Source organism: Microbispora sp. NPDC049125 (assembly GCF_040802045.1).
GTDB lineage: Bacteria > Actinomycetota > Actinomycetes > Streptosporangiales > Streptosporangiaceae > Microbispora.
In genome coordinates this window covers 1-25,920 of sequence record NZ_JBEZDW010000020.1, presented here as the reverse complement: position 1 = coordinate 25,920, position 25,920 = coordinate 1, and the positions used below count along the sequence as shown (strand labels likewise).

29 protein-coding genes are annotated in these 25,920 nt (G+C 71.8%); 11 read left to right on the top strand and 18 right to left on the bottom strand.

Annotated elements, in window-relative coordinates; genetic code table 11:
- Window positions 1-65 precede the first annotated feature (65 nt).
- The 4 genes from AB0B72_RS22840 (at window position 66) to AB0B72_RS22825 (ending at window position 4,437) form a co-directional block, all read left to right on the top strand.
- Window positions 66-1,520 carry an aldehyde dehydrogenase gene (locus AB0B72_RS22840; RefSeq protein ID WP_367740916.1) on the top strand — a complete coding sequence of 485 codons (1,455 nt, stop codon included), beginning with the start codon at window positions 66-68 and terminating at the stop codon, window positions 1,518-1,520.
- A gap of 281 nt (window positions 1,521-1,801) precedes the next feature.
- Window positions 1,802-3,283, top strand: coding sequence for an MFS transporter (locus AB0B72_RS22835; RefSeq protein WP_367740915.1), 1,482 nt, complete (start codon window positions 1,802-1,804; stop codon window positions 3,281-3,283).
- Between the two features lie 243 nt (window positions 3,284-3,526).
- Window positions 3,527-3,952 (top strand): IS3 family transposase, encoded by a 426-nt coding sequence (locus AB0B72_RS22830; protein ID WP_367740914.1) that lies wholly within the window; start codon window positions 3,527-3,529, stop codon window positions 3,950-3,952.
- Between the two features lie 89 nt (window positions 3,953-4,041).
- Complete coding sequence (locus tag AB0B72_RS22825) at window positions 4,042-4,437, top strand: integrase core domain-containing protein (protein ID WP_367740913.1); 396 nt, start codon at window positions 4,042-4,044, stop codon at window positions 4,435-4,437.
- Here the strand turns inward: AB0B72_RS22825 and AB0B72_RS22820 are convergent.
- The 5 genes from AB0B72_RS22820 to dhaK form a co-directional block, all read right to left on the bottom strand.
- Window positions 4,427-4,582 carry a hypothetical protein gene (locus AB0B72_RS22820; RefSeq protein WP_367740912.1) on the bottom strand — a complete coding sequence of 52 codons (156 nt, stop codon included), beginning with the start codon at window positions 4,580-4,582 and terminating at the stop codon, window positions 4,427-4,429. The genes AB0B72_RS22825 and AB0B72_RS22820 overlap by 11 nt on opposite strands.
- 309 nt (window positions 4,583-4,891) lie before the next feature.
- Complete coding sequence (locus tag AB0B72_RS22815) at window positions 4,892-5,434, bottom strand: hypothetical protein (protein ID WP_367740911.1); 543 nt, start codon at window positions 5,432-5,434, stop codon at window positions 4,892-4,894.
- A gap of 553 nt (window positions 5,435-5,987) precedes the next feature.
- On the bottom strand, window positions 5,988-6,362 hold the full coding sequence (gene dhaM, locus AB0B72_RS22810) for a dihydroxyacetone kinase phosphoryl donor subunit DhaM (protein ID WP_367740910.1): 375 nt from the start codon (window positions 6,360-6,362) through the stop codon (window positions 5,988-5,990).
- 107 nt (window positions 6,363-6,469) lie between these two features.
- Window positions 6,470-7,096 (bottom strand): dihydroxyacetone kinase subunit DhaL, encoded by a 627-nt coding sequence (dhaL, locus tag AB0B72_RS22805; RefSeq protein ID WP_367740909.1) that lies wholly within the window; start codon window positions 7,094-7,096, stop codon window positions 6,470-6,472.
- Window positions 7,097-7,174: 78 nt separating this feature from the next.
- A complete protein-coding gene (dhaK, locus tag AB0B72_RS22800) occupies window positions 7,175-8,167 on the bottom strand; it encodes a dihydroxyacetone kinase subunit DhaK (protein WP_367740908.1) in 993 nt (330 codons plus the stop codon).
- Between the two features lie 151 nt (window positions 8,168-8,318).
- Here dhaK and AB0B72_RS22795 point away from each other — a divergent pair, with 151 nt between their 5' ends.
- From AB0B72_RS22795 to AB0B72_RS22780, 4 genes are all read left to right on the top strand, one after another.
- A complete protein-coding gene (locus AB0B72_RS22795) occupies window positions 8,319-9,092 on the top strand; it encodes a cyclase family protein (RefSeq protein WP_367740907.1) in 774 nt (257 codons plus the stop codon).
- Window positions 9,089-10,954 carry a thiamine pyrophosphate-binding protein gene (locus tag AB0B72_RS22790; protein WP_367740906.1) on the top strand — a complete coding sequence of 622 codons (1,866 nt, stop codon included), beginning with the start codon at window positions 9,089-9,091 and terminating at the stop codon, window positions 10,952-10,954. Before AB0B72_RS22795 ends, AB0B72_RS22790 begins: the two co-directional genes overlap by 4 nt.
- 116 nt (window positions 10,955-11,070) lie before the next feature.
- Window positions 11,071-11,808, top strand: coding sequence for a lysophospholipid acyltransferase family protein (locus AB0B72_RS22785; protein ID WP_367740905.1), 738 nt, complete (start codon window positions 11,071-11,073; stop codon window positions 11,806-11,808).
- Between the two features lie 84 nt (window positions 11,809-11,892).
- Window positions 11,893-12,765, top strand: a complete 873-nt coding sequence (locus AB0B72_RS22780; protein ID WP_367740904.1) for an LLM class F420-dependent oxidoreductase — start codon at window positions 11,893-11,895, stop codon at window positions 12,763-12,765.
- A gap of 92 nt (window positions 12,766-12,857) precedes the next feature.
- On the opposite strand, the gene AB0B72_RS22775 is transcribed toward AB0B72_RS22780, so the two are convergent.
- The 10 genes from AB0B72_RS22775 to AB0B72_RS22730 form a co-directional block, all read right to left on the bottom strand.
- Entirely contained in the window at window positions 12,858-13,136 is a 279-nt protein-coding gene (locus tag AB0B72_RS22775; protein WP_367740902.1) for a hypothetical protein, read from the bottom strand.
- A gap of 10 nt (window positions 13,137-13,146) precedes the next feature.
- Window positions 13,147-13,482 carry an SDR family NAD(P)-dependent oxidoreductase gene (locus tag AB0B72_RS22770; protein ID WP_367740900.1) on the bottom strand — a complete coding sequence of 112 codons (336 nt, stop codon included), beginning with the start codon at window positions 13,480-13,482 and terminating at the stop codon, window positions 13,147-13,149.
- A complete protein-coding gene (locus AB0B72_RS22765) occupies window positions 13,479-13,955 on the bottom strand; it encodes a DUF6789 family protein (protein WP_367740899.1) in 477 nt (158 codons plus the stop codon). Before AB0B72_RS22765 ends, AB0B72_RS22770 begins: the two co-directional genes overlap by 4 nt.
- A gap of 33 nt (window positions 13,956-13,988) precedes the next feature.
- The gene (locus tag AB0B72_RS22760; protein ID WP_367740898.1) at window positions 13,989-14,396 is read right to left on the bottom strand and encodes a hypothetical protein; all 408 of its coding nucleotides are present in this window, start codon (window positions 14,394-14,396) and stop codon (window positions 13,989-13,991) included.
- 231 nt (window positions 14,397-14,627) lie between these two features.
- Window positions 14,628-15,044, bottom strand: a complete 417-nt coding sequence (locus AB0B72_RS22755) for a CBS domain-containing protein (RefSeq protein WP_367740897.1) — start codon at window positions 15,042-15,044, stop codon at window positions 14,628-14,630.
- A 339-nt stretch (window positions 15,045-15,383) separates the two neighbouring features.
- Window positions 15,384-16,067 (bottom strand): hypothetical protein, encoded by a 684-nt coding sequence (locus tag AB0B72_RS22750; RefSeq protein ID WP_367740896.1) that lies wholly within the window; start codon window positions 16,065-16,067, stop codon window positions 15,384-15,386.
- On the bottom strand, window positions 16,064-16,630 hold the full coding sequence (locus AB0B72_RS22745) for an RNA polymerase sigma factor (protein WP_367740895.1): 567 nt from the start codon (window positions 16,628-16,630) through the stop codon (window positions 16,064-16,066). The genes AB0B72_RS22750 and AB0B72_RS22745 overlap by 4 nt, the downstream gene beginning before the upstream one ends.
- Before the next feature lie 79 nt (window positions 16,631-16,709).
- Window positions 16,710-17,870 (bottom strand): PP2C family protein-serine/threonine phosphatase, encoded by a 1,161-nt coding sequence (locus AB0B72_RS22740; RefSeq protein ID WP_367740894.1) that lies wholly within the window; start codon window positions 17,868-17,870, stop codon window positions 16,710-16,712.
- Between the two features lie 11 nt (window positions 17,871-17,881).
- Window positions 17,882-18,676, bottom strand: a complete 795-nt coding sequence (locus AB0B72_RS22735; protein WP_367740893.1) for an alpha/beta fold hydrolase — start codon at window positions 18,674-18,676, stop codon at window positions 17,882-17,884.
- Between the two features lie 66 nt (window positions 18,677-18,742).
- A complete protein-coding gene (locus AB0B72_RS22730; RefSeq protein ID WP_367740892.1) occupies window positions 18,743-19,576 on the bottom strand; it encodes a pentapeptide repeat-containing protein in 834 nt (277 codons plus the stop codon).
- 226 nt (window positions 19,577-19,802) lie between these two features.
- On the opposite strand from AB0B72_RS22730, the gene AB0B72_RS22725 reads away from it, so the two are divergent.
- Window positions 19,803-20,798, top strand: a complete 996-nt coding sequence (locus AB0B72_RS22725) for a serine hydrolase domain-containing protein (RefSeq protein WP_367740891.1) — start codon at window positions 19,803-19,805, stop codon at window positions 20,796-20,798.
- A gap of 95 nt (window positions 20,799-20,893) precedes the next feature.
- Here AB0B72_RS22725 and pruA read toward each other — a convergent pair whose 3' ends face one another.
- Window positions 20,894-22,519, bottom strand: a complete 1,626-nt coding sequence (gene pruA, locus AB0B72_RS22720) for an L-glutamate gamma-semialdehyde dehydrogenase (protein WP_367740890.1) — start codon at window positions 22,517-22,519, stop codon at window positions 20,894-20,896.
- Window positions 22,519-23,430: a proline dehydrogenase family protein gene (locus AB0B72_RS22715; RefSeq protein ID WP_367740889.1), complete on the bottom strand. Its 912-nt coding sequence runs from the start codon at window positions 23,428-23,430 to the stop codon at window positions 22,519-22,521. The genes pruA and AB0B72_RS22715 overlap by 1 nt, the downstream gene beginning before the upstream one ends.
- 84 nt (window positions 23,431-23,514) lie before the next feature.
- Here AB0B72_RS22715 and AB0B72_RS22710 point away from each other — a divergent pair, with 84 nt between their 5' ends.
- Window positions 23,515-24,657 (top strand): PucR family transcriptional regulator, encoded by a 1,143-nt coding sequence (locus tag AB0B72_RS22710; protein ID WP_367740888.1) that lies wholly within the window; start codon window positions 23,515-23,517, stop codon window positions 24,655-24,657.
- On the opposite strand, the gene AB0B72_RS22705 is transcribed toward AB0B72_RS22710, so the two are convergent.
- Window positions 24,611-25,729 (bottom strand): family 16 glycosylhydrolase, encoded by a 1,119-nt coding sequence (locus tag AB0B72_RS22705; protein WP_367740887.1) that lies wholly within the window; start codon window positions 25,727-25,729, stop codon window positions 24,611-24,613. The genes AB0B72_RS22710 and AB0B72_RS22705 overlap by 47 nt on opposite strands.
- On the opposite strand from AB0B72_RS22705, the gene AB0B72_RS22700 reads away from it, so the two are divergent.
- Window positions 25,719-25,920, top strand: a 202-nt coding sequence (locus tag AB0B72_RS22700) for a hypothetical protein (RefSeq protein WP_367740886.1), incomplete at its 3' end; no start/stop codon positions are given. The two genes, AB0B72_RS22705 and AB0B72_RS22700, sit on opposite strands and share 11 nt — an antisense overlap.

Genomic DNA, 25,920 nt, shown 5'->3' with positions numbered 1-25,920 from the left:
ATCGCCCGGGACGCTCCCGCCCGGGCCCTGCACCCACCACGTTTCACAGGAAGAAATCGACAGACATGACTGTTCGCGACAAGCTCTACATCGGCGGCTCCTGGGTCACCCCCAGCAACCCGGAGCTGCTCGACATCCTTTCCCCCCACGACCAGTCGGTGCTGGGCCGCGTGGCCCAGGCCGCACCCGCCGACGTGGACGCGGCCGTCGCCGCGGCCCGCGAGGCCTTCGACCACGGCCCCTGGCCGCGCACCACGCCCGAGGAGCGGCAGGAGATCATCCGGCGCTACGACGCCTTGCGCACCGCCCGCGCCGACGAGGTCGCCGCGGCAATCTCCGTCGAGAACGGCTCGGCCGGCTGGTTCACCAAGGTCGGCCAGCCCTTCCTGACCCGCCAGGTCAACGCTTATCTCAAGGCGGCCGAGGAGTTCGGCTGGGAGGAGGTCATCGAACCCTCCGACCCGTCGGTGGCCTTCGACACCATCGTGCGGCGTGAGGCGATCGGCGTGGTCGCCGCGGTCATCCCGTGGAACTCGCCGTTCTCCGCCGCCACCGCCAAGCTGATCCCGGCCCTGCTGGCCGGCAACACGGTTGTTTTGAAGGTCTCCCCGGAGAACTCCCTCAGCATGATGCTGCTAGCGGACCTGTGGCACGAGGCCGGGCTTCCCGCAGGCGTGCTCAGCATCCTTCCCGCCGACCGCGAGACCAGCGAGTACCTCGTCTCCCACCCGGACGTCGACAAGATTGCCTTCACCGGCTCCACGCGTGCCGGCCGGCGCATCGCCTCCATCGCCGGCGAGCACCTCAAGCGGGTCAGCCTGGAGCTGGGCGGCAAGTCCGCGGCTCTGATCCTGGAGGACGCGGACCTGGACGCCGCCGTACAGGGCCTGCGCTTCGGCTCCCTCGGCAACAACGGCGAGGCCTGCATCCTGCAGACCCGCATCCTGGTTCCCCGCGAGCGTTACGAAGAGGTCGTCGCCGCGCTCAAGGACATGGTCGAATCGCTGAAGGTCGGCGACCCTTCCGCCCCCGACACCTTCATCGGCCCGATGATCCGCCCCGACCAGCAGCAGCGCGTCATCGACTACATCAACATCGGCATAGCGGAGGGCGCCCGCCTGGTCACCGGCGGCCCGCACGTCCCCCAGGGCCTGGAAAAGGGCAACTACGTCACCCCGACCCTCTTCGCCGACGTCGACAACTCCATGCGCATCGCCCAGGAGGAGATCTTCGGCCCAGTCCTGGCCGTCATCGCCTACGACGACGAGGACGACGCCGTCCGCATCGCCAACGACTCCGAATATGGCCTCTCAGGCGGCATCTGGAGCGCCGACCCCGAGCGCGCCCTGGCCGTCGCCCGCAAGCTGCGCACCGGAACCATCACCCTCAACGGCTCGCCCATCAGCTTCGACGGCCCCTTCGGCGGCTACAAGGCCAGCGGCCTCGGCCGCGAGTACGGCAAGGTCGGACTCACCGGCTACATCGAGCACAAGTCCATCACCCGGCTCCGGCAGCCGTAGCCGACCGGAGAGGCGCAGACCTACCGGGCCGGAACCACCCGCAGTGCGGTCGGCAGGCCGGCCCGGCCTGCCGCACCCCCTGCTCGACGCCGGCACGTCTTGAGCGTGCACGGGGGCGAGCAACGTGAACCGAGCCGGGCCGGGCCGATCCGTCGGTCGCACTGTCACCGGCGACGCCCCGGCGAACCGCCGCCCCGCGCGGCCCGAACCGCTGCGACGCGCCCGGCCCACCTCCTGGCCGTGACCGCTCCCCGCAATCGCTGTACCGGCGTGCCACCCGCATGCACGAGACCCGCGACCTGTCCCGCGCCGTCGTCAAGACGCCCCCGTTTCCCCGGAGAGACAGCCCCATGCCCAGCAAGTCCACCCGCCTCATCTTCGCAGTCCTCGCGAGCGGGGCGGGCGTGTTCTCCATGCTGCAGTCACTGATCGCGCCGGCTCTGCCGACTATCCAACACGCACTGCACACCTCCCAATCCACCGCCGTCTGGGTAATGACGGCCTACCTGCTGTCCGCCTCGGTGTGCACCCCGATCATCGGCCGGGTCGGCGACCTGGCCGGCAAGAAGCGCACCCTCGTCGCAGTCCTGCTGACCGTCCTCGCCGGCTGTCTGCTCGCCGCCCTCGCTCCGAACGTCGGCGTCTTGATCATCGCCCGCATCATTCAGGGCGCCGGAGGCGCGGTGTTCCCACTGTCCTTCGGCATCATCCGCGACCAGTTCGAACCCGGCAGGGTCAGCGGCAGCATCAGCAACCTGTCCGCCGTGATCGCCGCCGGCGGCGGCGTCGGCATAGTCGCTGCCGGTCCCATCGTGGCCGGGCTCGACTACCGCTGGCTGTTCTGGTTTCCCGTCGTCATCGTCGCCGTCACCGCCCTGCTAGCCCTGCGCTATGTCCCCGAGTCGCCCCGACGGGCGAAGGGACGGGTCAGCTGGTCCGGCGCGGTGCTGCTGTCCGGATGGCTGGTCGCGCTGCTCCTGCCGGTCAGCCGCGGCAGCCGGTGGGGCTGGAGCTCCGCTGCTGTGATCGCGCTGTTCGCCGCGGCCGTCGTGCTCTTCGCCCTGTGGCTGTTCGCGGAGTCCCACTCCCGTAGCCCGCTGATCGACCTGCGCATCATGCGCGTGCGGTCCGTGTGGACCACGAACGCCGCCGCTCTGCTGTTCGGCGCAGGCCTGTCTTCGGTCTGGTCGTTCCTGCCCGGCTTCGTACAGACACCCCGCTCCGCCGGCTACGGATTCGGCGCCAGCGTCACCACGTCCGGACTGCTCATGCTGCCCATGCTGATCGCGATGTTCGTCGCCGGTGTGGTCAGCGGACGCCTGGAACCCAAGGTCGGCGCCAAACGCCTGCTGATCTCGGGGGCCGTCTCCGCCGCGGTCGCCTGCGCCATCCTCGCCCTGTGGCACACCCAGCAGTGGCAGATCGCCGTCGCGGCGGGCGTTTTCGGCCTCGGCGTCGGTCTCGCCTTCGCATCCATGGCCAACCTCATCGTCGGCGGCGTACCTGCCGAGCAGACCGGCGCCGCGACCGGCATGAACGCCAACCTCCGCTCCATCGGCGGCGCCATCGGAACCGCGATCACCAGCCTCCTGGTCACCAGCCACCTCCAGCCCTCCGGCCTGCCGTACGACTCCAGCTACACCCACAGCTTCTCCGCGCTGACCCTCCTCCTGCTCGGAGCCGCCCTCGCCGCCGCCCTCGCCCCGGCCCGCAAAGCCGTCCGTACGCCCCACCTCCAGCCGACTCCCGCCGCCGCAGAGTAAACAGGGACCACCCAGGGCTGAGCGGCCCCGACATAGGCCGCGTGCGACTCCCGACGGAGGTACTGTGCGTTGGGTGACGGTTTCAGGCAGGCCGTGACGGCCGGTGATCGTGCTCCGTCCTCACAGCCGCGCCCACCAGTACAAGTGCCTCGGCTACCGAACCCCGGCCCAATGCGTTGCCTTGACTCTTTGAATCTAAGTCGCTTTCTTCGCGGCCGAGCTCGACCGGCCACACACGCACTCGTGACCTTCATCGACCAGCACGCCGACGTGTTCGGTGTCGAGCCGATCTGCCGTGTCCTGACCGAACATGGCTGCCCCATCTCCACCAGCACCTACTACGCCGCCAAGAACCGGCCACCGTCACCGCGGGCGGTGCGCGACGCCGAGCTGGACGAACACATCCAGCGCATCCACACCGCCGACTACGGCGTCTACGGCGCCCGCAAGGTCTGGCAGCAACTCCTGCGCCAGAGAGTCCGGGTGGCCCGCTGCACCGTCGAGCGGCGCATGCGTGCGCTCGGCCTGCAAGGCGCCCGGCGGGGCAAAAAGATCCGCACCACGACGCCCGATCCCGGACATGCGCGGGCGGCCGACCTGCAGCGCGACTTCACCGCTCAGCGGCCGAACGCCGCCTGGGTGGCCGACTTCACCCATGTGACGGCCTGATGCGGGGTGTTACGTCGCGTTCGTCGTCGACGTATACTCCCGGGCGATCGTCGGCTGGGCCGCCTCACTCACCAAGCACAACCACCCTCGTGCTGGACGCCCTGGACATGGCGTTGTGGCGGCGCGAGCGCACCGGTCATCCGGTCGGGCCGGGACTGATTCATCACTCGGATGCGGGCAGTCAATACACGTCTTTCCGGTTTACCACTCATCTGCTGGCGGCCGGCATCGACGCCTCCATCGGCACGGTCGGCGACGCGCTCGACAACGCCCTGATGGAATCGCAGATCGGCCTCTACAAGACCGAACTGATCAAGTCCCGAGGCCCCTGGCGCAGCCTGGCCAAACTGGCCACCGCTGAATGGGTGGCCTGGTTCAACAGCACCCGCCTGCACTCAGCCATCGGACACCTCCCGCCCGACGAGTTCGAGGCGATCTACTACGCTCAGCACCACTCCAACGAAGCCCTAGCAATCAGCCGCTGAGGTTTCCATCAAAGTCGGGGCGATTCAGGGTCAGGGCCCGGCTGCCGGTGGGCGTGCCGCGCAGTCGGCGTTCGGCCCGCAGCAGCCCGGCGGTGTAGTGAACCAGTACGCGGGAGACGTCGAGCGTGGCACGATGAGCAATCACGTGGAGCCTTCCGGCCGGTTGAGCGCTTGTGGTGAGAGCTCTTCTACCGGAGGCTCCACGTGTGTTTCCGGCCTTCGGCGACTCCTCCTGAAAGGACCGGAACGCCATCAGCGGCGTCCAAGAAATCCCGATCGCCCCGAACTATTTCGCTGAGATCACCTCACTGTAGAACTTGAAAAGTGCTGTGTCTCCGGCTGCTGTTGCTCTCGAAACTCAATAGCTGTGAGCGCATTTCTCGTCTGAGTGACTACCGCTCAGCGCCCTCATATGAACCCAGGTCACCACCGTGCGCTTGCCGCACCCATCACGTCAGATATGGCGATCCATGCTGGCGCTCGCGGCGGCGGCGAAGTCCCGAACGCGCATGCGATAATCGTCCCGAGCCCCCACGAAGCGGGCGCGCGCTTCGTTCGGGTTGTGTCCACCGTTGGCCAGGTCGTAAAGGCGGCGGTTACCCGAGAACGCGGCCCGGAGTACAGCCTCCGCACACTCGGCGACGCCTGCGGGGCCCTCCAGGACGACTACGCGAGTCCCGTGCTTGAGCGGTTCGAAGGCGTCTCTCAGCGCGTCTCTGGTCCGCTTGACATGCGCGTCGACGTCAGCTTGATCGATCCGGCCTGGCGGGAACAGGACGTCGTCTAGGCGGAAGTAAAGCTCCTCGGTGACGCCGGCCTGACGCATGAAGTCCAGATACGCCGCCTTGCGTGCCTCTCGCTGTTCCCGCACGAACTGCGAGCGCGCCGACAGCTCCTCCTGGGCCGTGGCAGCTCGGCGATTGCCTTGGCTGGTAACCCAGCTCGCAAGAACCGCCGTCGTGCCGGTGAGAACCGCGACCCAAACCGCGCCGTCCATATGCACCTCCGGGAGCGGACCGTCGCGTCATCCAACGAGCTGTATGGACGCAGGGCTCCCTTCCCGATTGGACCTCTACGAACATGTCACCCTTCGGTGCTTAGGCGGTGCAGCATCAATGGCAAGGACGTCGTCCGGCCCCGCCATGCTCTGTTTCATCTCTGTTCCACCGGACCGTGCAAGATCTCTGAGACTGCTGGAACACGAAATCCCAGTTCAGAACCGTTTTCTGAGATCGACCGCATGTCAGCGAAACGCTGGAATAAGAACTCGGCCTACAGGCCGATTCGTCACGTAGGTGGGACAGACCGGGCCCCGGGCGATCCCTGAGACGACAGTCCCAGGCCATGCGGCACCTGGTGGCCGAGAAGGTCGCGCCGGCTGTCGCTGGGCACCAGAGCGTGCCCCCACGCCGACAGGGCACGACGAAGGCACATGACATTACGATCAGCCGCGAAAGCTGAGAAACCACCGAGATGACCAATGCAAGGTCATGGGGTGGTTGACGATGTGGCCCAGGTCACGAGGACGCGTGGGCACCCGGAGCGCGCGGTCACAGCTTGCGGAACGCCCGCGCCTCCTCGGCGGAGGCGAGCACGGCGTCGAGCGGCGCCCCGCCTCCCGACGCGACGGCCGCGGCGATGGCCCCCTCCACGAACGGCACGTCCGCGATCACGACCGCCCCCGGCTCCTCCATCAGCCGCGCGGTGAGGACCGAGCTGCCGAGGTCGGGGATGAGGACCACCCCGTCACCCTGGTCCACGCTCTCCACCGCGGCGCCCACTCTGTCGGGGCTGGTGCCGAGGCCGCCGTCGTCCGTCCCCCCGGCCGCCGCGACGGGCACCGCCGCGCCGCCGATCTCCTTCGCCAGCGCGGCGACCTCCTCAGCCAGCCCGGCGCTGTGTGAGACGAGCACGATTCCCACCATGGCCGCAGACCTTCCGTCGCCCTCGCCGCCCGGCCGTTCCCGGCGACGCCACCGACGACGCTACGCGAACCGGCGGGCGCACGGCCGGGACGCGTGGACGGGATGGCTCACCTCTGAGCCGTGCGGCGCAGCGCGTCGAAGATCAGCGCGGTGGAGGCGGCGCCCGGGTCCTCGTGCCCGGCGCTGCGCGGGCCGAGGTAGCTGGCCCGGCCCTTGCGCGCCTGCAACGGGATCGTGGCCCGCGCGCCGCCGGCGGCCGCGTCCGCCGCCCGGTTGAGGGCGTCGCCCGGCTTCGCCCCGTCCAGCGCGGCCTTCGCCAGCTCCCGTACGGCGGGGGCGAGGGCGTCCACCATGGTCTTGTCGCCCTCGGCCGCGCCGCCCAGCTTGCCGAGGGCGGCCAGCGCCGCCTCGAAGGCCGCGGCCAGCTCGGGGAGGCCGATGTCCGGGGCGTCGCCGAGGGACTTGCCGAGCTGGCGGAACGCCGTGCCGTACAGGGGGCCGGAGGCTCCGCCCACCTTGCGGATCAGCGTGGTCCCCGCGAGGACGAGCGCAGCCCCGGGGGTGGCCGGCGGCGCGCCGGCGAGGGCCTCCCGCACCGCCGTGAAGCCGCGGTCGAGGTTCGTGCCGTGGTCGGCGTCGCCGATCGCGGCGTCCAGCTCTGTCAGGTGGTCGCGCTCGGCCCGCACGGCCTCGGCGACCTCCTCGATCCAGGTCAGGAAGAAGGCGGTGTCCACGTCACTCCTCGGGCTGTCGTACGGCGTCGAAACCGGCCGCCCTCACGGGCTCCCCGGGCTTCACGGGCTTCATGGGGGTCAGCGGCCCCATCGGAGGCCGGGCGTCTCGACCGGCGCGTCCCACAGCCGGACCAGCTCGTCGTCCACCCGGCACACCGTGATCGACAGGCCCTGCATCTCCAGGCTGGTGACGTAATCGCCGACGAGGCTGCGCACAGCCGTGGCGCCCTTGCCCGCCAGGTAGGCGGAGACCTCGGCGAACGCGATGTACAGCTCCATGAGCGGGGTGCCGCCCATCCCGTTGACCAGCACGAGCGTGTCACCCGACAGCGGCAGGTCCTCGTCGATGGCGTCCATGGCCAGCCCCACGAGCTCGCGGGCCTCGCGGTGGACGGCGCGCGTGCGGCCGGGCTCGCCGTGGATGCCGATGCCCAGCTCGATCTCGCTCTCGCCCAGCTCGAACGTGGGCTTGCCCGCCGCGGGGACCGTGCAGGGGGCCAGCGCGATCCCGAACGAGCGGCTGCGCTCGTTCACCTCCTTGGCGATCCGCGCGACCTCCGCCAGCGGGGCTCCGGCCTCCGCGGCGGCGCCGGCGATCTTCTCGACGAACAGCGTCGCCCCGGTGCCCCGGCGGCCCGCGGTGTAGAGGGAGTCGCGTACGGCGACGTCGTCGTCGACGAGCACGCTCGCCACCTCGACGCCCTCGTCGGCGCACAGCTCGGCGGCCATCTCGAAGTTCAGCACGTCGCCCGTGTAGTTCTTGACGATGTGCAGGACGCCGGCGCCGCCGTCGGTCCCCTTGCTCGCCTCGATCATCTGGTCGGGGACCGGCGAGGTGAAGACCTCCCCGGGGCAGGCGGCGTCGAGCATGCCGTACCCGACGAAGCCGCTGTGGAGCGGCTCGTGGCCCGACCCGCCGCCGGAGACCAGCCCCACCTTCCCCCGGCGGGGCGCGTCCGCCCGGTAGACGACCCTGCTGTCCAGGTCGACCCGCAGGGAGGGGTGGGCCGCCGCCATGCCGCGCAGCGCGTCCGTCACGACCGTGTCGACGCCGTTGATGATCTTTTTCATGGATCCCGCCGTCCTGTTGTGCCTAATGACACCTTCCGCCCCGGTCCCCGCCACGGCAAGCGGGACGGCCCCGCGTCGAATGGCCGAATGGGTGTGGCGCACGGCGTCGGGGTGTAGGAGGATCTGTGCGTCTTGACTGACGGGAGGCGGCATGTCGGTGCTACGGGATCTGGTGGATGCCATCAGGGGCGGAGGGATCGAGGTACTCGACCTGACCGCGCCGTTGAGTGACAAGACACCGATCCTGATCCTGCCCGAGCAGTTCGGGCAGACCGTGCCGTTCTCGCTGGAGGAGATCAGCCGGTACGACGACCGGGGCCCGGGGTGGTACTGGAACAACTTCACCACCGGCGAGCACACCGGCACCCACTTCGACGCGCCGGTCCACTGGGTGACGGGCCGGGACGGCGACGACGTGTCGCAGGTGGCCCCGGCGAAACTCCTGGCGCCCGCCGTCGTGCTCGACTTCAGCGCCCACGCCGGCGCCGACCCCGACTTCCTGCTGGAGATCGACCACGTCAAGGCGTGGGAGGCCGAACACGGCCCGCTGCCGGACGGCGGCTGGCTGCTCTACCGCACCGGGTGGGACGTCCGCGCCAACGACCAGGCCGGGTTCCTCAACGCCGACGAGACCGGTCCCCACACGCCGGGCATATCGATCGACTGCGCCCGCTACCTGGCCGAGCAGACGCCCATCCTCGGGCTCGGCGTCGAGACCGTGGGCACCGACGCCGGGGCGGCGCACTCGTTCGACCCCGCCTTCCCGTGCCACGCGTTCCTGCTCGGCGCCGGCAAGTACGGCCTGACGCAGCTGCGCAACCTGGACCGGCTGCCGAGCACCGGCGCGGTCGTCGTCGCCGGCCCCCTGCCGATCGTCGGCGGCTCCGGCAGCCCTGCCCGCGTCCTGGCCCTGGTGGAGCGGTGAACGTCGCCGAGGCCGTCGGCGCGGTCCTCGCCTCCCTCGGGGTGCGTATGGCCTTCGGCGTCGTCGGCAGCGGGAACTTCCACGTCACCAACGCCCTGATCGCGGGTGGCGTGCGTTACGTCGCGGCCCGGCACGAGGGCGGCGCGGCGACCATGGCGGACGCGTACGCCCGGACGAGCGGCACGGTGGCGGTCCTCACCGTGCACCAGGGCCCCGGGCTGACGAACGCGCTGACGGGGGTGACCGAGGCGGCCAAGAGCCGCACGCCGCTGCTGGTGCTGGCCCCGGAGGCGACCTCGCCGCGCTCCAACTTCCGGATCGACCAGAACGCCCTCGCCTCGGCCGTGGGGGCACACCGCGCCCGCGTGGGGTCGGCGGAGACCGTGGTGGACGACACGGTCATGGCGTACCTCGCGGCCCTTCTCGGGCGGCGCACGGTGCTGCTGAATCTGCCGCTGGACGTGCAGGCCCAGACCCTTCCCGACCAGGTCGTCGCCGCGGTGCAGGAGCTGCGGGAGGGACGCGAGAGCGCACCCAGGGACGAGCGGGTCAGCATGACCGTGCCGCTGGGCCTGACGTTCCCGGCCGAGCTGGACGCGTCCGAGGCCGACACCACCGAGACGGAGGTCAGGGCGGCGGACCTGAAGGCGGCGAGAGCCGGAGGCCCGCCGCCCCGCACACCCGTGCACCTCGACGCGATGTCGCGGCTCGCGTCCCTGCTCGCGTCGGCCGAGCGGCCGGTGTTCGTGGCGGGCCGCGGCGCGCGCGGCGCGCGCGGGGAGCTGGAGGCCCTGGGCGATCAGGTGGGGGCGCTGCTCGCGACATCGGCCGTCGCCAAGGGCCACTTCCGCGGCAGCCCGTGGGATCTCGACGTGAGCGGCGGGTTCGCCTCGCCGCTGGCCGCGGAGCTGATCCGCGGCGCCGACCTCATCGTCGGCTGGGGGTGCTCCCTCACCATGTGGACCACCCGGCACGGCACCCTCATCGGGCCGGACACCACGGTCGTCCAGGTGGACCTCGACCCCGACGCCCTGGGCCTGAACCGCCCGGTCGACCTCGGCGTGGTCGGCGACGTCCGCGAGGCGGCGCGGGTGGTCGGCGCTCTCCTCGCCGGCCGCGATCACCGTGACGCCGGGGACGCCGCCGAAGGCCGGGTCCGCCGAGCTCCCGGAGCGGGTGACGGAGCCGGGAACGAGGGGCGCCGCGGTTACCGCAGCCCCGAGCTCGCCGAACGCCTCGCGCGTGAGGTGCGCTGGCGCGATGTCCCGTACGACGACACGAGCCGTGACGGCCGGATCGACCCGCGCACGCTGACGATCGGCCTCGACGACCTCCTTCCCGAGGATCGGGTCGTGGCCGTCGACTCCGGAAATTTCATGGGATATCCGTCCATGTTCCTCTCGGTGCCGGACGGGACCGCCTTCTGCTTCACCCAGGCGTTCCAGTCCATCGGCCTGGGCCTGGCGACCGCCGTCGGCGCCGCGCTCGCGCAGCCCGAGAGGCTGCCGGTCGCCGCGCTCGGCGACGGAGGAGCGCTGATGGCCGTCGCCGAGCTGGAGACGGTCGTCCGGCTCGGCCTGCCGATGGTGATCGTCGTCTACGACGACGACGCGTACGGCGCCGAGGTGCATCACTTCGGCCCGGACGGGTACCCGCTGGACGCGGTGACCTTCCCGCCGGTCGACATCGCCGCCGTCGCCCGCGGCTTCGGCTGCGAGGCGGTGACCGTACGCCGGGCGGAGGACCTGTCCGCCGTCGCCGAGTGGCTGAAGGGCCCGCGCGACCGGCCGCTCGTCGTCCACGCCAAGGTCACCCGGGACCAGCCCTCGTGGTGGCTCCAGGACGCGTTCCAAGGCCACTGACGGGATTGCGGGGTTCCGCCCGCGCCGTCCCGCTGAGGGGCGGCGCGCCCCGTCGTCCCGACCGGCCGGGATGTCGGAGGCGCCAGGTTACCGATGCGTAGGTTACCTTCTCAGTCATGGCTGAGATCGTGTACCCGCCCGTCCTGTGGACGGCCAGCGCGGCGTTCAAGGCGCTGGACCTGAGATTCACCATCGAGGGCGCGGAGCGCGTGCCGCGCGCCGGCGGCGGCGTGCTGGTCAGCAACCACGTCAGCTACCTCGACTTCATCTTCGCCGGCCTGGCCGCCCGGCCCTCCGGGCGGCTCGTCCGCTTCATGGCGAAGCAGGAGGTGTTCGCCAACCCCGTCGCGGGCCCGCTGATGCGGGGGATGCATCACATCCCGGTGGACCGGTCGGCCGGCGCGGGCGCCTACCGCGCGGCCGTGCGCGCCCTGGAGGCCGGGGAGATCGTGGGCAACTTCGCCGAGGCCACGATCAGCAGGTCGTTCACGATCAAGGAGATCAAGAGCGGGCCGATCCGGATGGCCGCCGGCGCACAGGTACCGCTCATCCCGGTGGCCCTGTGGGGCGGCCAGCGGCTGTGGACCAAGGGCCGCCCGCGCAGGCTGCTCCAGCGGCACGTCCCGATCACGATCCTGGTCGGCGAGCCGCTGCACCCCAAGCCGGGCGACGACATCCCGGAGCTCGTGACGGAGCTGCGGGGCCGGATGGCGGAGCTGCTGGACCGGGCTCAGCGGACCTACCCGGAGATCCCGGGAGGCGTCTGGTGGCAGCCCGCCCATCTCGGCGGCTCCGCCCCCACCCCCGAGGAGGCGGCCGCGCTCGACGCCGCCCCTCGCGGGAAGAGGCCCTGAGCGCCCGGCCCGCGGAATCCGGCCCACCCGGGTCCCTGGATCTCGCCTCCGCATTGCGTGTAAGCATGTAATAGGAGGTATCTCATGAAGGTCGGACTTCAGATCCCTGACTTCACCTATCCCGGAGGGCCGGCGACCCTCGGGGCGGACCTGGCGGCCATCGCGCGGACGGCCGACGACGCCGGATTCGCGACTGTGGCCGTGATGGACCACTTCTTCCAGATCGGCGTGGTCGGGCCGCCGGAAAACGACATGCTGGAGGCGTACACCACCCTCGGCTACCTCGCCGCCCACACGTCGCGGGCGAAGCTGCTGACACTGGTCACCGGGACCGTCTACCGGGAGCCCGGCCTGCTCGCCAAGATCATCTCCACCCTTGACGTGCTCTCCGGCGGCCGGGCGTGGCTGGGGATCGGCGCCGCGTGGAACGAGGAGGAGTCACGCGGGCTGGGCTTCCCCTTCCCGCCGGTGAGCGAGCGGTTCGAGCGGCTGGAGGAGACGCTCCAGATCTGCCTGCGGATGTGGGGCGGCGACGAGAAGCCGTACGAGGGGACGCACTACCGGCTGGAGCGGCCGCTCAACTCGCCCCAGCCGCTGACGCGGCCGCACCCGCCGATTCTGGTGGGCGGCGGCGGGGAGAAGAAGACCCTGCGCCTGGTGGCCCGCTACGCGCAGGCGTGCAACCTGTTCCCCGGGCCAGACCTGGCCAGGAAGCTCGACGTGCTGCGCGCCCACTGCGAGGCCGAGGGCCGTGACTACGACGAGATCGTCAAGACCGTCTACTACCGGTACGACGTGGGGGACAAGGGGGAGAACGTCCAGCAGATCGTCGACGACCTCGGCCGGCTCGCCGAGCTCGGCTTCAGCGAGGCGCTGGGCCAGGTGAAGGACGCCCACCGGCTGGAGCCCCTGGAAGTCGTCGGCTCCCAGGTCATCCCCGCCGTCGCGTCGCTCTAGACGAGCCGCGTGGGCCGGCGCCCACCGGGCGGAGCCGCGGGAGGGACGGGGCGCCACGGGCCTCCCGCCCCTCCGGCGGCCGGTCGCCGGGCTCAGTCGTCGCCTGTGCCGCCGGAGCCCGGCTCCGACAGGCGGCGGTGCATCGCCGCCTTCCCCGTGTCGGGGGTGACCTTGCCGGCGACGCCCAGGACCTTGTTCGCGAACGAGCCGGCGATCACCTGGTCGTCGCCCTTCATCAGCGCGTCGAAGGCCTGGCGGGCCACCTCGGCCGGGTTGTCCTTCTTGCCCGAGCCCACCCGGGTGTCCTCCATGCCGGCCCGCTCGAAGAACTCGGTGTCCGTCGGCCCGGGCAGCAGCGAGGTCACGGTCACCCGCTGCCCTTCAGCTCGTTGCGGACTCCGCCCTGAGCGAGGTGTCGCGGGCGAAGTCCCCGCCGACCCCGACCCCGGCGTTGATCGCGACCGCCTCCAGCGGGCGGCCGGTGGCGGCGGCCTGCGTGTAGAGCCGCTCCACCTCGTCGTACAGCGTGAGGTCGGCACGCACGGCGCTCACCTGGCCGCCGAACTCCTCCAATGACCGGGCTGCCGCCGTCAGCTCCTCGTCCTCCGCCGCGATCACGAGGTCGTACCCGTGCTGCGCGAACTGGCGGGCGAGCTCGTAGCCGATGCCGCTGGAGGCGCCCGTCACGAGCGCGAGCGGCCGGGCCGGTGTCGTCATTTCCTGGCTCCTTCGAAGTCGTTCACCGGGAGAGGGGCCTGCAGCCGGTTCATCGCCAGGACCAGCGCCGTGCCGTACACCACGTGCCCCGCGGCCATCACCACGGGGCGGCCGGGCGCGGGGTCGCGCGAGATCGGCGGCAGGATGTTCATGGCGGGGACCCAGCCCTCGTAGCTGGCGACCCAGATGAGCAGGGAGTAGGCCACGCCGAGCGGCAGTCGGGCGGCCCGGTCGCGCGTGAGCAGGCCGAACAGCGCGCCGGAGGCGGCGCCGAACGCCAGGTGCGCGGCCGTCCCCAGCGCCTTCTCGCCGCGCTTGGGCCGGCGCCGGTGGCCCGGCAGCACCGCCCGGACGATGTGCTTGGGCGGCTGGCCCGGCATGAGGCCGGCCCGGTCGCCTGCGAGCATGACGGCGCTCATGGCGGCGGTCGCCAGCACGCCGCTGACGGTGCCCCGTGCGAGGTGGCGGATCACGGGCGCTCCTTCCCGGGTTCTGGACGGACGCCGCTACAGCCGCTGGGAGAGCCGGTCGGCGAGAGCGGCGGGGTCGGCGACGGTCAGGGTGAGGCCCGGATGGCGGATCAGCCCCAGGGGGTCGCCGCCCCGCACCGGCTCGCGGAACCTGACGCACACCCCGCTCCTGCTGTTCGTGCCGAACGTGAGGCCCCGGTCGGCGAGCGAGATGTGCGGGCCGACCGCCTTCATGGCCGTGTACGGCCCGGTCGTCTCCACTCCGGCGATGTTCGCCAGCGGGGTCTCGACCAGCCAGGGCCCGAATCGGACACGCAGCGTGCCCGGCCCGACCAGCACTCCGGCCGTCGAGGGGCGGATGCCCAGTGCCGCCAGCAGGCGGGCGTACCGGGGATCGAAGGAGAACGGGAAACGATCGGGTTTGTCAGGTCGGTGATCGCTCATCGGTACCTCCCGGTGTCGGTCCCCGCCGTCCGTCGCCTTGGGCGTCCGGGCGGGCTGCTCGTCGTGGCGGCGCGCCCCGGGGCCCTGTGCGGGCGGTGTGCCCCCCGCCACGTATCCGCCGCCATACCCTCCCGAGGAGGGTCAAACGGGGAATCCGTCGTCTGGACGCCACGGAGCCCCGGCCGCCGCCGGCCGGGGCTCCGAGAGGCGCGCGGAGGAACCTCCGGCGGGTCAGTCGGTGGTCAGCGCGTCGACCAGGTCGCCCACGGGGCGGTCGGGCAGCGCGCGGGCCACGTCGGCCAGCGCCACGATGCCGACGAGCTTGTGCCCGTCGATGACGGGGAGCCGGCGGACCTTGTGGGAGGCCATGGTGCGGAGGATCTCGGCCGCGTCGTCGTCGGCGCCGATGGTGACGGCCTCGCCCTGGGCGAGCTCACCGGCCAGGCACGACTTGGGCTCCTTTCCCTGGGCGAGCACCTTCACGACGATGTCGCGGTCGGTCAGCATGCCCTTGAGCCTGTCGTCGGTGCCGCAGATCGGCAGCGAGCCCACGTCCAGCCGCGCCATCTTCTCCGCGGCTTCGAAGACGGTCTCGTCGGCGTTCACGCACTCGGCTCCGGGGGTCATGATCTCGCGTGCGGTAGCCATGTCACTCCTTCCGGATTGGGAATCGGTGATCCCTCCCGGCGGGTGGCCGCCCGCCGGGAGGGGCGTCGGGATGTGCCGTCAGACCCTGCGGGTGACGGCGTCGCGGCGGCTCAGCAGGACGCCGAGGGCGATCATGCCGAGCGACCGTCTGCAGGGGGGTGCGTGCGGAGGTCCGGGAAGAGGCGAGGTCCATGACTCCTCCAGGGACTAGGGGACTCCCGCCGCCTACCCCTCATGCGGAGGCCTACACGAGCACCGGCACTTTTCTGACTCGCTGCGGCGAGCTTCTGTGACTTCTGCAGTCATTCATACGGAAACGCTCTCCGTGGCGGCCGGGGGTCAGCTTCCGGGCGGCGGCGTGGCGTCACCCATGTCGAACGCCGCCGGGTCGTCGGCGACCCGGCAGGGCTTGACCGGTCCGTCCGTGAGGCGGCCGCCGAACTGCCAGGCGACCCCCGGGTGCTCGGGGGACGGCGTGCGCGAGTTCTCCATGACCTCGATCAGCACGATCTGCCCCGGCCGGATGTACCGGGGGTAGATGGTGATGCCGTTCTCCGGCCGGATCGCCTTGGCGGAGGCCGTGTTCTCCCCGATCTTCCGAATTCTCGCCTGGACGGCCGGGTCGGTGCTCCGGGCCTCTTCCGGGGTTATGTCGCTGTGGTCGCCCGCCACGAAGGGGGCGCGGCCGTCCGCGCACCGCTTCCCCAGCGGCAGGTAGGTGATGTCGGCGCGCACGCCCATCCCGGCCAGGTCCCGTTCCACCTGCTCCGGGTCCCGGAACTCGGTGATCCGCAGGTTGATCGACCCGTCCGCGTTCCTCGTCAGCGCGTAGGCGGAGGGCTGCGAGTCGGTCACCATGGGTACGGCGACCGCGGCGGCCGCCGCCGCGGCGACGACTCCGGCCCCCGCCAGGAGCCGCCGGCCGGTCCGCCGGCGCGCGGCCGGGGCGCGCCCCCGCGACGCCCGCGCCGAGATCTCCGTCTTGAGCTCGGTGAGCAGCCTGTCCTCGAATGTGGCGTTCATTTCGTCCCTTCCATGATCGGCGAGACGCCGGGAACCTGCTGGATGGATCGCCGGGCGCGGTGCAGCCTGACCCGGGCGGTGCCCTGCCGGATGCCGAGCGCGGCCGCGGCCTCGGCGGGGGTGAGGCCGTCGACCGCCACCAGCTCCAGCAGGGCTCTGTCGTGCTCGGGGAGCCCGGCCATGGCCGCGAGTGCCCTCCGGGCGGGGGACTCGGCGTCGATCCGCTCCTCCAGGCGGGCGATGTCGTCGACGTCGAGCAGCCGCCGCCCCGCCAGCCGGCCGGCGGCGTGGAGCTCGCGGGCCGAGCGCCGGAGCTGGGCCAGGTGGGTGTTGCGGGCGACGCCGTACAGCCAGCCGATCTCGCTGCCCCGTCCGGGCCGGTAGGTGTGCGCCGAGTCGAGCACGGCGAGGAACACCTCGGCCACCAGGTCGGCGACGGCGTGCGGGTCCGCCACCCGCCTGGCCAGGAACCGGGTCACCCGGTCGACGTGACGCCGGTAGAAGGCCTCGAACAAATCCGGATCCCGGACGGTCTCCGTGAGCCCCGCCTGTTCTCGCCGCACCGGCGCTCCCTCTGTCGTGTGTGCTGACACACTCCTGCTTGGCGGGAGCACGGCACACCGTTACAGAAAGGGCGCCACGTCAGTCGGGAACCTTCAGCACGACGATGGCGATGTCGTCTCTGGGCAGGCCCGCCTGGAAGGTCACCACCTCGTCCATCAGGCGCTTGCAGATGCTCGCCGCGTCATCCGCCCGGGAGGCGGCGAGGATCCGCTCCAGCCGTTCCTCGCCGAAGAACTCCGTCCCCTGGCGCCCTTCGGCGACTCCGTCGGTGCAGAAGAGGACCACGTCCCCCGGGTGGAGGCCGACGTCCACGTCGGTCAGCCGGACCTGGGGCAGGACCCCGAGCATCGTCCCCGGCACGCCTATCCGCCGTACCTCGTCTCCATGGACGTGGAAGGCGGGCGAGTGGCCGCCCAGGCAGAGCGTGAGCCGGAACGGGGTCGTCTCGCCGGGGCCGATCCGGGTGTACACCGCCGTGAGGAAGCGGGGCGTGTGCTCCCGCAGCATCGTCGCGTTGAGGTCGGCGAGGATCGCCGACGGGCTCGGCTGCCGCAGGGGCGCCGCGCGCAGGGCATAGCGGGCCAGGCTGGTGACGACCGCCGCCTCCACCCCCTTGCCGCAGACGTCGCCGAGGGTGAGCGCCCAGCCGCCCACGGTCTCGTGCATGTCGTAGAAGTCCCCGCCGATCTCGTCACCGTCGCCGGCCGGCCGGAACGCGCCCGCGATGTCGAGCCCGGGGACCTCGGGCAGTGCCGGGGGGATGAAGCTGCGCTGCAGGGTCCGGGCGAGCTCCCGGGCCTCCATCTCGGACCGCTCGGCGCGCTGGCGGGCCCGGAGCAGCTCCCGCTCGTACTCCCGGCGCCCCGTGGCGGGGAAGACGCAGATCCGCACGGTCGCCGGCCGGCCTGGCTCGTCGTTCATCACGGCGTTGAGCAGGACGGGCAGCCTGCCTCCGTCCGCACGCTTCAGCTCGACCGCGATCTCCCTGACCCCCGCCTGCAGCGCGAGCAGGGGGGCGAAGTGGGTCTCGTAGAAGATGCGGTCGCCCGCCGGGAGCAGGCTCTGGACGCGCGACCGGCCGACCAGCTGGTCCTTGCGGTATCCGATGAGGTCCGCCAATGTGCGGTTGACCCGCACGATCGTCCCGTCGGCGAGCGTCGACAGGTAGCCGCAGGGCGCGTTCTCGTACAGATCCTCGAAGCCGCCTCCGGGGATGAGCGGAACGTCGCCGGCGGCCACCTGGGACGGGTCTACAGGAAGGCCCTGATCGCCGCGATGGTCTCCGCCGGTGCGCTCAGATTGGGACAGTGCCCGGTCGCCTGCATCAGTACCAACTCGCTGTCGGGGATCGCGTCACGCACGTACTGCCCCACTTCGACCGGTGCAATCACGTCGTTGGAGCACTGCAGGATGAGGGAGCGCGCGGCGACCTTGGGCAGGTCGGCCCGGTTGTCCGACATGAACGTCACCCTGGCGAACCGCTTGGCGATCTCCGGGTCCGTACGGCAGAAGCTGTTGGTCAGCTCGGCCCCCAGCTCGGGACGGTCGGGGTTGCCCATGATCACCGGCGCCATCGCGCTCGACCAGCCCAGATAGTTGCTGTCGAGGGAGTCGAGCAGCTCCTCGATGTCCTGCTCGGTGAAGCCGCCGACGTAGCCGTCGTCGTCGATGTAACGGGGCGAGGGCCCGACGAGCACCAGCCCGCCGAAGCGGTGCGGCTCCCGGATGGACGCCAGAGCGCCGATCATGGAGCTGACCGAGTGGCCGACGAAGACGACGTCGGCCAGGTCCAGCTCCGCGCAGATCTCCAGGACGTCGAGGACGTAGCCGTCCAGGGAGGAGTAGCGGCCGGGGGAGTAGGCGGACAGGTCGGAGTCGCCCGCTCCGACGTAGTCGAACAGGACGACCTGGTGGTCGTCCTCGAATGCGGGGGCCACGTGCCGCCACATGTTCTGGTCGCAACCGAATCCGTGGGCGAACATCATGGGCCGCCCGCCGGGCTTCCCGGTGATCCGCACGTTGTTCCGCCGCAGAATGTTCACCATGGATTTTATGCACCGATCCCCGCGCAGGTACAAACCATCCCATCCGCCCCAGAGCTCACCCAGGGCTCACCTGGTCGCAGGGCCGCGCCAATGGGCGGGGTGAGCCAGCGACGGCGGCACCCTCGTGGCGGCGTCGCCCTTCGCCGCGTCGAGCTGTGACTGGATGAGGAAGAGGCTCTCGCTGAGATCGGCGCCGTCGAGCCGGGCGCCTCTGAGGTCGGCACCGATCAGGTCGGCCAGCCGCAGGCCGGCGCCCCTGAGATCGGCTCCGATGAGGTACGCCCCCCGTAGGTCGGCTCCCGTGAGGTCCGCGCCCTTGAGGTTCGCTCCGATGAGATCGGCTCCCCTGCGGTCCTTCCCCCGCCGCCGCACTCCGGCGCGCGCCAGCTCGCTCGCGCGCAGCAGGAGGCCGGCGACGCTCCGCCGGTGCCCGGCCAGGTCGAGCACCGCGAGACCGGCGGGGTCGTCGCGGGTCAGACGCTCGGTCTCCTCCAGCGCGAGGCCGAGCTCGGCGTGAAGGGGGCGGGCGGCCTCCAGGGTCAGCGCCTCGGTCAGGTACCACAGCAGCTCATGGAGCTGCCGCATGATCGGGAACACCTCGAACATCCGCTTCGCGGTCTCCGGGTCCCCCCGCCAGTCCCGCCCGCCGAAGGTGACCTGGGAGACCTGCTGCCCCGCGCCGAAGCAGTCGTACACGGTGCATCCCGTGAAGCCCCGCTCCCTGAGATTCGCATGGATGCCGCACCGGGAGTCCGCCCCCAGGTTCGGGCACGGCTGCCCCGCCTTCTTGTCGATCGCGAAGTCGGACGAGGCCGTGAACGCGGGCACCACGCAGCACAACCCGAAGCAGCGCTCGCAGTCGGCGCGCAGGCCGGCGCGCGACGCGCGGTTCACTGACACGTTCGTGATCTCCCGCCGGGATCGGGCGGCGCAGCCTCACGGCCGCAGGCCCTGCATGCCCCTGCGGTTCAGGGTGAAGCAGGCTGAAGCGCCGCGTTCTGGTCGGATCGCAGCCTACCGGCGGCCGTGCCCGCGGCCTCATCCGGAGGCCGGAATGCTCTTTGAAAAAACCTGATCAATTATGCGAAGGTCGCCGGGGCCGTTACCGGAAGGCGAGGGGAACATCATGGGGCAGCCGAATCACGCCGGCGACGACGATCTCGTACGTGAGCTGTCGGACCGTGTCGGTGAGATCGTCGGGGAGGGCCGGGCGCCCGGGCTGCACGGGGCCGTGGTGCTCCGGCACGGTGACCCGGTTCTGGAGTGGTACGGCAGCGGTGAGGACTTCGCCCTGAACGTGCCGCTGGGACGGGTGGACTTCGGCCCCGGGACGCTCCACGACATCCGCTCGGTCACCAAGAGCGTGGTCGCGGTCCTGTACGGCGTCGCGCTGGCGCACGGGCTGGTGCCCGAGCCGGATGAGCCGATCCTGCGCCACTTCCCCGAGTACGCCGACCTGGCGGCCGACCCCTGGCGGGCCCACCTGACCGTCGAGCACGCCCTGACGATGACCCTCGGGCTGGAGTGGGACGAGAGCGTGCCGTACACCGGCCCGGAGAACAGCGAGATCGCGATGGAGCTCGCGCCGGACCGCTACCGCTTCGTGCTGGAACGCCCGATCGTCGAGGAGCCGGGCACCCGCTGGAACTACAGCGGCGGGGCGGTCGCACTGGTGGGCGGGATCATCGCGAGGGGGACCGGGCGCCCACTGGAGGAGTTCGCGCGCACCGAGCTGTTCGAGCCGCTCGGCGCCGGGTCCTTCGAGTGGTCGGCGGGCGCCGACGGCGTGGCGTTCGCGGCTTCGGGCCTGCGGCTCACGCCGCGCGGACTCGCGCGGATCGGCCAGGCCGTGCTGGACGCCGAGGTCGTCCCGGCCGCCTGGGTGGAACGGATGCTGCGCCCGCGCGTGCCGAGCTGGGGGGACGCCTCCTACGGCTACCTGTGGCATGTCGGAGCGGACGGACGTGCCACGGCCGCGGGCAACGGCGGCCAGCGCCTCTTCCTGCTGCCCGGCCTCGACGCCGTCGTGGCCGTCACCGCGGGACGTTACGACGAAGCCGATCAGGACGCGGCGGCCCTCGCCATTCTGGAAGACGCCGTCCTCCCCACCCTGGCGCCCTGATCGGCGGCTTCGCGTCGGTGGCCTCCCGGTCGAGAGAAGTACAGTCATGAGAACCGCACTTCTCTCAGCCGGGTGGAGTGTGGTGAGGCCGCCGATCAGCCCATGTACGGGTAACGGTGGTCGGTCGGGGGGACGAACGTCTCCTTGATCGTGCGGGCGTTGACCCAGCGGATCAGGTTGAAGATCGACCCGGCCTTGTCGTTGGTGCCGGAGGCCCGGGCGCCACCGAACGGCTGCTGCCCGACCACGGCCCCGGTCGGCTTGTCGTTGACGTAGAAGTTGCCCGCCGCGAACCGCAGCCGTTCGGTGGCCGCCGCGATGGCGTACCGGTCCTGCGCGATGACCGCCCCCGTCAGCGCGTACGGCGACACGCTCTCCATCTGGTCGAGCACCGAGTCGTACGCGGAGTCGTCGTAGACGTGGACGGCGAGGATGGGCCCGAAATACTCCTTCACGAACATCTCGTCCGCCGGGTCGGAGCACTCCAGCACGGTCGGTCTCACGAAATATCCGGTGGAGTCGTCGTACGAGCCGGTCAGCACGTTCACGGAGCTCGTGGCCCGCGCCCGGTCGATCGCCGCCTTGTGCTTGGCGAACGCCCGGCCGTCGATGACGGCGCCCATGAACGCCGACAGGTCGCCGGAGACGTCGCCCACGGTCAGCGACTCGGCGGTCGAGACGAAGTCGTCCCGCATGCGCGACCACACCGACCGCGGCACGTACGCCCGGGAGGCGGCCGAGCACTTCTGGCCCTGGTACTCGAACGCGCCCCGGATCAGCGCGGTCGACAGCACCTCGGGGGACGCGGAGGGGTGGGCGAGGACGAAGTCCTTGCCGCCCGTCTCGCCCACCAGGCGGGGATAGCCCCGGTAGCCCGCGATGTTCTCGCCGACCGTCCGCCACAGGTGTTGGAAGGTCGCCGTCGAGCCGGTGAAGTGGACTCCGGCCAGCTCGGGATGGGGGAGGGCCACCTCGGAGACCGCCGTCCCGTTGCCGGTCACCATGTTGATCACACCGGGCGGCAGCCCGGCCGCCTCCAGCAGGCGCATGGTGAAGTGCGCAGAGAACTGCTGCGTCGGCGACGGCTTCCACACCACGACGTTGCCCATCAAGGCGGGGGCGCACGGCAGGTTCGCGGCGATGGAGGTGAAGTTGAACGGCGTGATCGCCAGGACGAAGCCCTCCAGCGGGCGGTACTCCATGCGGTTCCACACGCCCGGCGACGACACCGGCTGCTGCGCCAGGAGCTGCCGGGCGTAGGACACGTTGAACCGGAAGAAGTCGATCAGCTCGCAGGCGGCGTCGATCTCCGCCTGCTGGGCCGACTTCGACTGGCCGAGGACCGTCGCCGCGTTCAGCGTGGCCCGCCACGGGCCGCTGAGCAGGTCGGCGGCCTTGAGGAAGACGGCGGCCCGCTCCTCGAACGACAGGGCGCGCCACTCGCGTCCCGCCCGGAGGGCCGCGTCGATCGCGGCCCGGACGTCGGAGGCGGTGGCGTCGGCGGTCCTGCCCAACACCGCCGAGTGGTTGTGCGGCTGGACGACGTCGATCCGCTCGCCGCCGGCCATGCGCTGCTCGCCGCCGACCGTCATGGTCAGATCCAGCGGAGCCCCCGCCAGCTCCTTGATCCGGCTCTCCAGGGCGGCGCGCTCGGGGCTGCCCGGGGCGTAGCCGTGCACCGGCTCGTTGGCCGGCACCGGGACATCTGCGATCGAATCCATTACTTACCCCTCAAAGCGCGAAGGAAGAAGGCGACGTTGGCCGGGCGCTCCGCGAGGCGGCGCACGAAATAGCCGTACCAGTCGTCGCCGTAGGGGACGTAGACCCGCACCCGGGAGCCCGCCTCGGCGAGCGCGGCCTGCTTGTCGGCGCGGATGCCGTACAGCATCTGGAGCTCGTAGCCGTCCCGGCCGCGGCCGTGCCGGTCGGCGAGCAGCTCCGCGATGGCGATCAGCCGGTCGTCGTGGGTGGCCACCATGGGGTAGCCGGTGCCCGCCATGAGCACCCGCAGGCAGCGCACGTAGGCGCGGTCCACGTCGGACTTGCTCTGGTGGGCCACCGACGCGGGCTCCCGGTAGGCGCCCTTGACCAGCCGGACCCGCGAACCGGCGAGGTCGCGGCAGTCGGCCTCGGTGCGGAACAGGTACGCCTGGAGGGCGACGCCGGTCTCCGGGAAGTCCTCCCGCAGCGTCCGCAGGACCTCCAGCGTGGAGTCGACCGTGGTGTGGTCCTCCATGTCGAGGGTGACGGTGGAGCCGCAGTCACGGGCGGCGGCGCAGATCTGGCGGGCGTGGTCGAGCGCCATGGCGTGGTCGAGGGCCTGCCCGACGGCCGACAGCTTCACCGAGACCTCGGCGCGGGGGCCGAGGCCGAGCGGCCTCAGCGCCTCCAGCAGCGCCACGTACGCCTTGGTGGCGCCGATCGCGGCGCCGGTGTCCCTGACCTCCTCGCCGAGGTGGTCGATCGTGACGGCGAGCCCCGAGCCGGTGAGGCGGCGCGTCGCGGCGACCGCGTCCTCGGTGGCCTCCCCGGCGACGAAGCGGTCGACGACCGTGCGGGTGGGCGGGAAACCGGACACGGCGCGGCGGGCCAGCGGGCTCCGCGAGCACGCGAGAAGCAGCGAACCGAGCATGCTCTCAGGGTAAATCCGCACGTCACGAAGGATCCACGGACATCCGCCACAGGCTTTTCTGACAAATGCACAACAATGTCTGGCATGCAGGACATCGTCGATGAGATCTCGCGGCTCCTCCAGACGTCGGTCACCCTGGAGGACCGCTCGTTCAACCTGCTCGCGTACGGCGCGCAGATCGGCGACATCGACCAGGTCCGGCAGGAGTCGATCCTGCGCAGGCGGGCCACCGACGAGGTCCGCGCCCATTTCGAGGCGTACGGCATCGCCACGGCGGCGGGCCCGGTGCGCATCCCCGGGCTGCCCGGCATGCTCGGCCGGATCTGCGTGCCGCTGCGCCACGGCGGGGTGAACTACGGCTACCTGTGGCTGCTCGACCCCGAGGGCCGGGTCCCCGGTGCGCTGACCGGCGAACGGCTGGCCTCCGTGGCGCCGCTGGTGGCCCGGGCGGCGGCGCTGCTGGCGGACGAGGCGCTCGGCCGGCACGCCCCGCTCCGCGACTTCTTCTCGCCCGACCCCGCCGTCCGGGCCACCGCCGGGGTGGTGATGGAGGGGCCGGTGGCCGCGATCGCCGGGCGTGCCGCGCCGGGGGCGGCGGCCGGGCCGTGGACGCCGCCGCGCGGCGTGCTGACCGACCCGGGCGCGCTCGCGGGGGGCGGCGAGCCGCTCGTCGCGATCCTCGCCCCCGCGCCGCAGGCCGCCGAGACGGCCCGGCGGCTGCACGGCGCGTACGGCACGCCCGCCGGGATCGGCGGCCCGCGCGACGACCCGCACGACGCGTGGGAGAGCTGGCGGGAGGCGCTGCTCGCGCTGCGGGTCGCCGAGCACGTCGAGCGGCACGCGCCGGTCGCCAGCTGGCCCGACCTGGGCGTGTACCGCCTGCTGGCGAAGCTGTCGCACCGCGACCTGGCCGACCTGGCCGCCGAGACCGCCGCGCTGAGGGCATCCGGGCCGGCGGCCGGGCTGGACCTGGCGGGGACCGTGGAGGCGTACCTCGACCACGCCGGGCAGGTGAAGGAGACCGCCGCGCTGCTGGGCGTGCATCGGCAGACGCTGTACTACCGCCTCGGCAAGGCCGGGCACCTGACGGGGCTCGACCTCGCCGACGGCGACAGCCGCCTGCTCCTCCACCTGTCGCTCAAGGCCGCGGCGCTGGCCACGGGCCTTGCGGGCGCCGCGCCTACCGGGGAGCCCGGTAGACCCGCACCCAGTCGACGTACATCGTGACCTTGTCGGGGGTGGAGGCGTTGCGGCACGGCGACCACTGGTTGCACACGACGTCGTTCTGCAGCGTCAGCCCCATCGGCGCGGCTGGGGGCACCCGGGAGCCGGTGTAGCTCCACATCTGCCTGCCGTCCAGCCAGAACGTCAGCCGGCCCGGCAGCCAGTCGACGGCCACCGTGTGCCACTGGGTGAAGTCGGCCCGCATCTCGCTCTGGGCCTGCCCGTTGTCGCCCCGGTGGACGTAGATGCCGGCCGTCTGCCGGGTGGGGTCGATGATCTCGGTGAAGTCGACCTCGCTGTACTCCTGGCCCTCCCGGGCGGGCCACAGCAGCGCGACGGCCGAGTAGCCGGCGCCCCGCTCGGCCCGCATCCGCACCTCCCACCTGCCGTACGTCTGGGTGAGAGTGCTGGCGACGCCGCCGGACAGGTCCTTGCCGCCGTAGAAGCCGCCGGTCATCTTGAGTACGCCGCCGCCGACGCTGGTCGCCTGGTACGTCCGGGGGTTGACCCGGGCGTTCGGGGAGTCGTAGACGCTCCACTTGCCCTCGTCGATCCGGCTGCCGTCGAAGTTCTCGACCAGGATGGGGCTGCCCCACTCGGCGCCGGTGGTCGACCCGGAGGAGCCCTGCGACGCCGGCGGGTCCGAGGGCCCCGGAGTCGGCCGTGGAGTCGGCCGGAGGGTCGTCTGGGGGGTCGGCGCCTGTGCGGGCTGGGAGGCCTGCGGATGTGCCGGCCAGTGCCGGGGGCGGCCGTCGTTCCCTCGCCCCCCGGGCATGGGGACGACCTCGGCCGGCGCAGCCCCGGGCGGCGGGTCGTCGGCGCGGGTGTAGTCGTCGGCCCGGTCGTCGTCGTAGGGGACGACGGTCACCTGCCGGCGCTCCTGAGCCGGACGGGCCAGCTGAAGGGGCGGCTCCGCCTCGGGGGCGGGGGAGTGCCGGCGCGCGCGGGGCGCGGGGCTGGTCGCCGGCTTCGCCTCAGGCGCGGGGGGCGCCGTCGCGGTCACCGTGGCGGTGGCCGTGACCGTGGCCGTGGCGGTGACCACGGGGGGCACCTGGGCGGTCACCTTGGCGGTCACCGTCGCCGCCCGGCCGGCGGCCGGGTCGGCCGGCGCTTTCGTGGAGGACTCTCCCGCGACGGTGAAAACCTTCGTGGAGTCCCCGCTCGAGCACGCGGCTGAGGTGCGGGGTGAGGACTTCGGGTTTGAGGTGTGGCCGCCGGCGGGGGCGGAGCGGGTTGATCTTGCGGGTCATTATGAGCGGTTGGCGG